Raw genomic sequence first — 9,624 nt, forward strand, 5'->3', positions numbered from 1 at the left:
GAAGAGTAGGTCTTCACGGGGGCCGCTATTTTTCCAGAAAAATCAGTCGACTGAATCAGAAAAATGGCATGACCTGTCAGTCAGTTTTTTCCGGTTCGTGGCCCAATTCCAGCATCAGCCCACTCAAGCGCTTGACCTTGCGCCTGACCGCCTCTTCAAACACACCACCACGGGGCTCGATCAGGCTGAACCAGCGCTTGGCCCGCGTGATGCCGGTATAGATCAATTCTTTGGTGAGCACGGGGTTCAACGCATCCGGCAGGATCAATGCGGTGTGGGTGAACTCGGAGCCCTGGGATTTGTGCACGGTCATGGCGTAAACAGTTTCCACAACATTCAGACGGCTAGGCAGCACAAATCGCACACCGCCCTGGCCATCGTTGCGTGGGAAGGCCACGCGCAACACCTGGGGGCCGCCGTCGCTTTCGGGCAATTTGAGGGCGATGCCGATATCGCCGTTCATCAGACCAAGACCGTAATCGTTGCGGGTCATCAGCACCGGGCGGCCTTCGTACCATTGCTCGTCGCCTTCGATCAAACGTACCTTGCGCAGGGCAGCAGTGATGCGCAGGTTCAGGCCTTCCACGCCCCAGGGGCCTTTGCGTACCGCGCAGAGCAGTTGGAACGCATCGAAGGCCTGCAGCAGTTGTTGCGCCCAGTGGGTCCAGGCGTCGCTTTCCCGTGGGGTATCAAGTGACGGGCGGGCGCTGTGCAGCAGGTTGAGGTAATAGCGATAACCGTGGGCGCCATCACCCTGCCCGTCCAGCACCAGACGCTCCAGGGCGTGGTCGTGCTCGCCCTTCAGGCTGACGCAGAACAGATCATCGTGACTGCGCGCCGCCAGCAGCTTGCGCGCCTCTTCGGCATTTTGCTGGTTGACCCAACGCGCCAGTTGACCGATGCCACTGCCCTCGCCGAAACGCCGCGAGTAACGCAGCATCACCACTTGTTGGGCCAATGGGTGGCTGGCGTCGAGGTCTTCCTGCAGGCCGCTGGCACTGAGGTCTTCGCCGCTGACCGCTTGCAACCATTGGCGGGTCTCGGTGCTGTAGAAGCCGGCTTCGGCGTCGCGACACAAGTCACCGAGCACTGCACCCGCCTCTACCGACGCGAGTTGGTCCTTGTCGCCCAGCAGCACCAGGCGTGCATGGGGCGGCAAGGCGTCGAGTAGGTTGGCCATCATTTCCAGGTCGATCATCGAGGCTTCGTCCACGACCAACACATCCAGGGGCAATGGGTTGCCAATGTGATGCCGGAAGTGCCGCGTGCCCGGGCGACTGCCCAGCAGGCGGTGGACAGTGGTGACCTGGGTCGGGATTTTTTCCTTCACGTTGTCCGGCACTTTCAGCGACAGCACTTGCTGGCTGATGGACTCGGTGAGGCGTGCGGCAGCCTTGCCGGTCGGTGCGGCCAGGCGAATGCGCAACGGACTGCCGGCTTCCACGGCGGGCGCCTGTAACAGCGCGAGCAGGCGCACCACGGTGGTGGTCTTGCCAGTGCCAGGGCCGCCGGTGACGATGCTGAATGCGCCGCGAGTGGCCAAGGCACAGGCGAGTTTTTGCCAGTCGATCACGCCGTCGGGCGGCGGTTGGTCAAACAAACGACTCAGGCGCTGCGGCAGATCGGCGGCGACGTTTTCCTGGGTGGCGAGCCTTAGACGCAAGGCGGTATCGATGCGCCGCTCGTAGGTCCAGTAGCGGCGCAGATACAGGCGTTTGCCGGATAGGACCAACGGACGGCTTTGGGCGGACTCGCTGCCATCGATGGCCAGGGCGACCAGATGGCTGGCGGCGAGCGCGTGGCACCAGTGGGCGCCGTCGAGGCCGTCGAGCAACTGCGATGGCAGCAGCATGGCGCCGGTTTGCAGGTCGCCTTCAGGCGGCAGCGAAAGGGCGAAATCGGGCGCCTTGAGGGTTTCGAACAAATCGAGGCAGACGTGACCATGACCCAATTGATGGCTGGTCAGCGCGGCGGCCAGCAGCACCAGCGGGTCAGCCTGTGGATCGAGCTCGTGCAGGAAGCCGACGAAGGCTTTGTCCAGGGCACGCAACCAGCCACGCTCCACCCAACGCGCCAGCAATTGCACCAGGTCGGCGGCGCGGCTGAGAGGGGTCAGCTCCTCCAGCGGTAATGGCGACAGGCTCATAACAACACTCCTTGTTCCCAGGCGGGCTCAACCCTGGGCGGGATCGGCTTGCCCTGGAACAGCAGGTCCAGGCCTTCGATCAGCTCTCGTGGCGGCCGGGTGAAATACGCCCCCTGGCTCGCGGACTGCGTACCACGCAGGAAAATGTACAGCGCACCGCCGATATGGCGGTCGTAGTCGTAGTCCGGCAGGCGCGCCTTGAGTTGGCGGTGCAGGGCCAGCAGGTAAAGTACGTATTGCAGGTCGTACCGATGCTCGAGGATCGACTGTTGCATGGCGTCCGGGGTGTAGGCCGAATCGTCGGGGCCAAGCCAGTTGGATTTGTAATCGGCGACGTAATAGCGTCCGTCGTGTTCGAAGGTCAAATCGATAAAGCCCTTGAACATGCCGTTGAGCAGCACCGGTTCGGCGGCGACGCGGGAGACGCCGTTATGGGTGTATTGGCACACCAGTTTGTCGAGGGCGAGTACGTCGACTTTGTGGCTGGCGAACCAGAACTCCATTTCAATCTGGTACTGCTGCAACCGGCTGAGGGAAACGTGACCGTTTTCCACCGGCAATGGTGTTTGCAGCAGGTGGCCGAGCCAACTGCCGAGGGTGGTGATCCAGCCCTCCCAGTTGCGCCGATTGCAGCGGGCGCCCACGGCTTTTTCGATCGCCTCGGGTGTGACGTTGAAGCCCTCCTCCCCGGCCCACTCCAGCAGCCCGTGGAGAAAGGTCCCGGGGTTGGGCCCACGTGGGAAGCGGTGAATGTCACCGCCGGACGCCGCCACTTCGCGGGGTGCGTCGGGGTCGAGGCGTTCGTCATCGAACAGCTTTTGGGCCTGTGGGCTTTCCGGCGCTTCGAGCGTGGCAGCGCTCATGCTGTCGCCGATGCGCAAGGCGCTGTAGGAGGCAATCCACCAGTTTTCCGCCGCCTTGCGCTTGGGCAGCAGGGGCGCGCGCAGCGTGGCTTGGTTGCGCGGTGGGTGGAAGAGGATGTCTTGCGCTTCGGGCACTTGGGCGTAGTTGATTGCCGTGCAACCTTCTTGAAGGTCCAAGAGCCAGCGCGCCAAACCGGCGGACTCTCCCAGCGATGCGCCTGCGCCAAGCAAATAGCCCAGTGCCGAAAGGTGCAGTACGGAGCTGTTGCTGTTGCCGCGCTTGAGGTCGGCAATACCCAGCCAACACGCATGTTTGGCACGGGTCAGGGCGACGTAGAACAGGCGCAGGTCTTCGGCGAGGCGCTCGTTGTCGGCCTGGGCGATCAACTCGGGCGTTGGGCGCAGGCTGACCTGGGATTTGCCGTGTTCATCGTGGTAGTGCAGCGGCAAGCGGCTGCCGTCCACCGGTTTGGCCGAGCAGATGAACGGCAGGAAAACCAGGTCGTATTCCAGGCCTTTGGATTTGTGGATGGTCACGACCTTGACCAGTTGCTCATCACTTTCCAGGCGCAGGATCTGTTCTTCACCCGCCTGGCCCGAGAGCGCCAGGTGTTCGGCCAGGTGGCGGATCAGCGCCTGTTCGCCGTCCAGTTCCGAGGCCGCTTGTTGCAGCAGTTCGCTGAGGTGCAGCAGGTTGGTCAGCACACGCTCGCCATCACTGCGCGCGATCAGGGTTTGCGGCAGTTTGAAGTCGTGCAGCAGGCGCCGCAGCATCGGCAGCACGCCTTGGGTGCGCCAGATTGCGCGGTAGCCACGGAACTGCATGACGCGGCTTTCCCACGCGAGTTCGTCCTGGTTCAGACGCTCCAGTTCCGGTAAAGACAGGTTCAGGGTGACGCAGGCCAAGGCGGCACGCAGAGGGCGCTCCAAGTCCGGTTCGGCGCAGGCCTTGAGCCAGGCCAGCAGGTCGTGGGCTTCCTGGGCGGCGAACACCGAGTCCTTGTCGGACAGGTAAACGCTGCGCACACCACGGGCGGCCAGTTCTGCGCGTACCGCCTGGGCTTCCTTGCCGTCGCGCACCAGAATGGCAATATCTGACGGCAGCACGCCTTTGAAGCTCGCGTCCGGTTGCAGGAAACCGGCACTGCCCTGCTGCCCACCGTTGAGCAATTCAACAATGTGCGTGGCACAGGCCGCCGCCAGCTGCTGACGATACAGCACGTTGGAAATCGGCTGGTCGGTGGGCAAGTGCCAGAGGTTCAATGCCGGCAACGTTTGCCCATCGACCTGCAAGTGTTCCTTGCGGCCTTGGGACAGCACCGAGTGGAACGGTACGGGGTTTTTGCCATCCGGCTCGCGGAACAGGAACGCACCCCGGCCCGTTTCCGCACGCTGGAACACATGGTTCACCGCCTCGACCATCGCATGGCTGGAGCGGAAGTTGGTACCCAGGGTGTGATGGCGGCCGGTGGTGGACTGGCGGGCGCGCAAGTAGGTGTAGATGTCGGCGCCACGGAAGGCGTAGATCGCCTGCTTGGGGTCGCCGATCAGGAACAGGCCGCTGTCGAGGTGGTTTTCTTCAATGCGGTAGATGCTGTCGAAAATGCTGTATTGCACCGGGTCGGTGTCCTGGAACTCGTCGATCAACGCCACCGGGAACTGCTCGCGGATCACGCTCGCCAGACGCTCGCCTCCCTCGGATTGCAGGGCGGCATTGAGGCGGATGAGCATGTCGTCGAAGCCCATTTCGGCGCGTCGACGCTTTTCCTCTTCGAAGCGTTTGCCGACCCAACCGGCCGCGTGTTGCAACACGGCGGCGTCGGGCGTCGGCAAGGCATCCAGGGCAGCCTTGAGGCCGGCCATGGCATCGATACCGGGATGCTGCGGCGGCTCGCCCTTCCAGGCTTCGGCCATGCCGTCGGGTGTCAGGCGAGTGAAACCGGTGCCGATATCGAGTTGTTCGAGGGTGTCGTCAGCAGCCCAGGCGCTGATCTTCTCGAACCAGGGCTCGAAGTAGCGGGCTTGCATCTTGCGGCCATCGACGGCCTTGGCCGCCACGGCTTGCAGGCAGATATCACGTAGCTCGGCGGCCCACTGCTGCCACGGTGCCTTGAGTTGCATCAGCGCTTCACGGCGTTCTTGGAGGCAGGCGTCGATCAGCTCGGCGGGCTCGCGGGTCTCTCCGACAGGCCGTTCGCTGCCGAACAGCGCACGGACTCGCGGCATCAACGCGGCAGGCCCGCCCCAGTTATTGCGCACCCAATTGAGCGCATCGTCATGCATCGGGTAGCAGAACAGCCGCCAGTAGTCGCGCAGCACCTCGCCGAGCAGATCGCTGTGGTCGGTTTCCAGAGTCTGGGTGAACAAGCTGCCACTGTCGAAGGCGTGCTCGCGCAGCATACGCTGGCACCAACTGTGGATGGTCGAAACGGCGGCTTCGTCCATCCATTGCGCAGCGATGTCCAGCCGGTTGGCGCAGGCCGGCCATTGGTCGGCGGGATATTCGTCACGCAGATCAGCGATAAGGGCGTCGGGCTGTTCAATTTCTGTGCGGAAAAAGCGTGCGGCTTCGGCCAGACGGATACGGATGCGTTCACGCAGCTCTTTGGTGGCGGCGTCGGTAAAGGTCACCACCAGGATTTGAGGCGGTAGCAGTTCGCGGCCAAAGCCAGACCCTTCACTACCGTGACCGAGGACAAGGCGCAGATAAAGGGCGGAGATAGTGAAGGTTTTGCCGGTGCCGGCGCTGGCTTCAATCAGCTGGCTGCCGTTGAGCGGGAAGGCCAGGGCCAAGGGTTTGTGGTTCATGCGCCGGCCTCCTCGCTTGTGAGTGATCGCCAGGGGGCGTTGAGCAGGGGGCGATAAAGGGTTTCGCACCAACCTTCGAATTCTTCGCTGGCAATAAGTGTGGCGTAGTCCGGGAATTGCCGGGTGAGCGCTGGGGTTTCGCGGCGCTCGCCTTCGTTATTGAGCCCGTCACCCTCGTAGGCTTTACCCGCGGCGGCTTCGGCCTTGGCCGGGTCAGTTTGGCCGAGCCAGGCAAACGCGGTCTTGACGGCGATGGGCAACGGTTTGCTCATCCCGGTGTGCCAGGCGAGCAGCAAGTTGCAGAGAATTTCCTGGGCATTGGCTTGATCCAGCGGTGGCAGCAGCAGAGTGTCATCACTGGCCACCAAGCCGGTGCTTAACGGCAGACCGCAAGCGCAGGCAACCACGTGATTGACCCAGGGCCGAATCAGGCGATGCCACTTGCGGGTCTTGATCGAGCCGATGCTGTTGGGGATGGTGGTGACGCTGAGCAACCCACCATCACTGCGTCTATGCAGCCCGCTGATCCAGCCTTCCAACTGAATGCCGCGATGCTCAAAACTGATCGGTTCGGCGCCGGAGTGCGGGGTGGGCCAGAGGGCCAATAATTGTTGGTAGCGTCGCAGCAGATCGGGCAATGGCTCGATCAGTTCGTTGCGAAGGCACTCGCCGAAACCCACCATCGGCAACAGGCCACTGCTTTGCAGGCGCAAAGCCTGGGCGTTCAACGCCTGGTCGAAGTGATCGGGTTCGGTGAGTGCTGCACTGAGCAGACTATCGCTCAGGCTGTAGCGTTGCAGTGCGTCGAGCACGAAGGGTTCTTCGTCGGCCAGCGGTACTTCGGCGGCCTCGAAGAATACTTTCAGGCGTTGGCTGAAGAAGTGTTTGACGGGGTTGCGCAGGAAGTCTTGTAGCTGGCCGAGGGTCAGGGGCTCGTCCTGTTGATGGGACGCCAGGTCGTGTTCTGTCGGAGTGGTATCGGATGCTTCGTGGAGCAACTGCCATTCGCGCGCATAGCTGAACAGCGAGTCGCCCTCATGGAAGTAGCGAGCGCTGAACGGTTGCAGTGGATGCTCCTGGGTCATGGCTTCGATCAGCGGCTCGTCACTGTCAGCGCAGTGCCAGCCACTGGCCAGATGGTCACGCAGTTGGCCGATTAACACCGAGGCCGGGCGATCGCTGTTGTCGCGGATGCTGCGGCCGACCCAACTGATATAGAGCTGGTCGCGGGCTGAAAGCAGCGCCTCGAGCAGCAAGTAGCGGTCGTCTTCGCGGCGTGAGCGGTCGCCGGGGCGGTAGTCACTGCCCATCAGGTCGAAGTCCAACGGGGGCTGCGCGCGCGGGTAGTCACCATCGTTCATACCGAGCAGGCAAACCAGCTTGAAAGGGATCGCACGCATAGGCATCAGGGTGCAGAAATTGACAGCCCCGGCGAGGAAGCGTTGGGACAGGCGCCCTTGGTCCAAACCCGCTAGCCAGGCTTCACGGACTACGGTGAGAGGTAAGTCGTCGTTAAGGCCGACGGACTCGCAGGTTTCCAGCCACGCTTCTCTGAGTTGTTCGAGTTGGCCCAGCAGGTAGTCGTCGTGTTCGCTACTCGGCAAGAAAAACAATTGCATCAAGCGTTGCAGGCGTTCGCCCCACTCCTTCGCGGGAGCGGGTTGAGACAGGGCTTGATGCGCATCGTTGAGTGCGTCGAGCACGGCGACCAGGGGGCCGATCAGGACAGCGTCGAGTCCACCGATTTCGTCATAGGGCTCGATACCGTCACACGCTGCACCTGTGCCTACGGCGTAACCAAGCAACATGCGGCGCAGGCCGAAACGCCAACTGTTTTGTTCCAGCCCTGTTGGCAGGCCGAGGTCGGCACGTTGTTCGGCGTTGAGCCCCCAGCGGATGCCGGCGCCTTCTATCCAGCGGTGCAACGTGGGCAGGTCGCGCTCCTTGATGGCAAAGCGTTCGCGCAAGGCTGGAACGTCAAGCAGGTCTAGAATTTCGCTGACGGGAAAGCGGCTGTCGGGGAGTTTCAGCAGGTGCTCGACAGCGATCAGCAGAGGGTCGCGGCCGCGTTGGCCTTGGTCGGTCAGGGTGAAGGGGATGAAGCGTGGGTCATTGCGCTCGAGCTGCCCGAACACGGCGCGGATGTGCGGCGCGTAGCTGTCGACGTCAGGGACCATGACGATGATATCCCGGGGGCGCAGCGTGGGGTCGGCGCTGAAGCGTTGGAGCAGTTGGTCGTGGAGGATTTCCACTTCGCGTTGGGCGTTGTGGGCGATGTGGAAGCGGATTGAGGTATCACGCTCCAAATCCACAGCGGGCCATAGTTCGCGGGTTTCATTGAGTGGGCGCAGTTCGAGGATATCGTCCTGGAGTTGATTGAGCAGTGTTGTCGGCTCGCTGTCGCTGAACAGGTCGATGCGGCCGTCGCGGAAAGCGGCGCGGTAGCTGTTGGGGTCGTCGTAGCTGTCCAGCAAGCTGATGTAGTCACGACCTTGCTTGCCCCAGGCCGCCAGTAACGGATGGGCGTGCTGGTGCAGGGTTTGTGGGTCGATGGTGACCGGCATGCCCGCTTTACGCGCCTGACGCTTGTATTCGTTACGCAGCAGGTCTTTGTCGGCGACGATGTCGGACCAATGGTGGCGGCAAGGGTTGTGCACACAGAGCAGGACTTGGCTGAAGCGCGCGAGGCCGGCGAGGGCCTCCAGCGCCTGGGCGGGCAACGAGGAGATGCCAAAAACGATGACGCGGGATGGCAGGCCCTCGGGCGCTTTTTCCAGTGTATTGATGCGCTCGATAAAACGTTGGTGAACGCCGGCGCGGCTTTCGGCCATGCCTTCTTCACCAACATCCAATAGCAGCGCGCGCCATAGTTCGGCTTGCCAGCAGTTGGCTGGGTTAAGGGGTTTGGATTCACCTCGACCGTTACGCAATTGGTGGCGGCCGGCGGCCCAATCTTCCAGCCAGTCGGCACGGTAGACCTGGTATTGGTCGAACAGGTCAGCCAGGCGCTCGGCGAGTTGGTAGCGTTTACGCAAGTCGGTGTCGTGGGTGAGGAAGCGCTGCAGCGGTTCGAAGTGCGGCTGATCGATAAGCTCCGGAAGCAGGCGCATCAGGCGCCAGGTCAGTGGGGCTTTATCGAGCAGGGATTTGGGCGGGATTTCGTCACGGCCCAGAACCATACGGTAGAGCTGCCACATGAAACTGCCAGGGAGCTGCACATCGATTGCCGCCGCGATGCCGCAACCGCCCATGTCGTCGTCTTCCGGGTCTTCGGCCAGAGCCAACTTGAGCCACTGGGCGATACCGTTGCTTTGTACCAGGGCGATTTCGTTTTCCAGGGGTGCCAAGGGGTACCGGCGCATCCAACTGACCACCAGGCTGCGAAGTTCGTCCAGGCGGTTGCCGTGAACCACCATGAATCCAGCACTGAGGGACGTCGCATCCGGCATAACGGCTTCCTTGGGAAAGGCAAAATCGAGGGTGCGACTTTAGCACTGTGGGCAGTTGTTGGCCGAATTGGGATGTTAGCTGTCTTTTCGACCGCCCAAAACAAAACCCCTGACTGCGTTAGCAATCAGGGGTTCTGGAATTTAATCTTGACGATGACCTACTCTCACATGGGGAAACCCCACACTACCATCGGCGATGCATCGTTTCACTACTGAGTTCGGGATGGGATCAGGTGGTTCCAATGCTCTATGGTCGTCAAGAAATTCGGGTACTGAGTCGCGGCCTGGGCCTCGCTTCAGCAAATTGGGTATGTGACAGCTTTCGGTGTTTTGTGAACGTCGAACTTTCGGTTCATTT

General features: G+C 62.1%; 3 protein-coding genes and 1 rRNA gene. All 4 read right to left on the minus strand.

Features of this window, described 5'->3' with window-relative positions; translation table 11 throughout:
• Positions 1 to 76 precede the first annotated feature (76 nt).
• Positions 77 to 2,146 (minus strand): exodeoxyribonuclease V subunit alpha, encoded by a 2,070-nt coding sequence (gene recD, locus BM017_RS25020; protein ID WP_092249467.1) that lies wholly within the window; start codon positions 2,144 to 2,146, stop codon positions 77 to 79.
• The gene (gene recB, locus BM017_RS25025; protein ID WP_092249470.1) at positions 2,143 to 5,817 is read right to left on the minus strand and encodes an exodeoxyribonuclease V subunit beta; all 3,675 of its coding nucleotides are present in this window, start codon (positions 5,815 to 5,817) and stop codon (positions 2,143 to 2,145) included. Before recB ends, recD begins: the two co-directional genes overlap by 4 nt.
• Positions 5,814 to 9,266, minus strand: coding sequence for an exodeoxyribonuclease V subunit gamma (recC, locus tag BM017_RS25030; protein WP_092249472.1), 3,453 nt, complete (start codon positions 9,264 to 9,266; stop codon positions 5,814 to 5,816). Before recC ends, recB begins: the two co-directional genes overlap by 4 nt.
• Positions 9,267 to 9,411: 145 nt before the next feature.
• Positions 9,412 to 9,527, minus strand: a 5S ribosomal RNA gene (gene rrf / locus BM017_RS25035).
• Positions 9,528 to 9,624 lie beyond the last annotated feature (97 nt).

It is taken from the genome of Pseudomonas sp. NFPP04, assembly GCF_900113815.1.
Taxonomy (GTDB): domain Bacteria; phylum Pseudomonadota; class Gammaproteobacteria; order Pseudomonadales; family Pseudomonadaceae; genus Aquipseudomonas; species Aquipseudomonas extremorientalis.

Coding starts and splice junctions, on each gene's coding strand:
- recB (WP_092249470.1), bottom strand. CDS start 5,817: ATGAACCACAAACCCTTGGCCCTGGCCTTCCCGCTCAACGGCAGCCAG.
- recC (WP_092249472.1), bottom strand. CDS start 9,266: ATGCCGGATGCGACGTCCCTCAGTGCTGGATTCATGGTGGTTCACGGC.
- recD (WP_092249467.1), bottom strand. CDS start 2,146: ATGAGCCTGTCGCCATTACCGCTGGAGGAGCTGACCCCTCTCAGCCGC.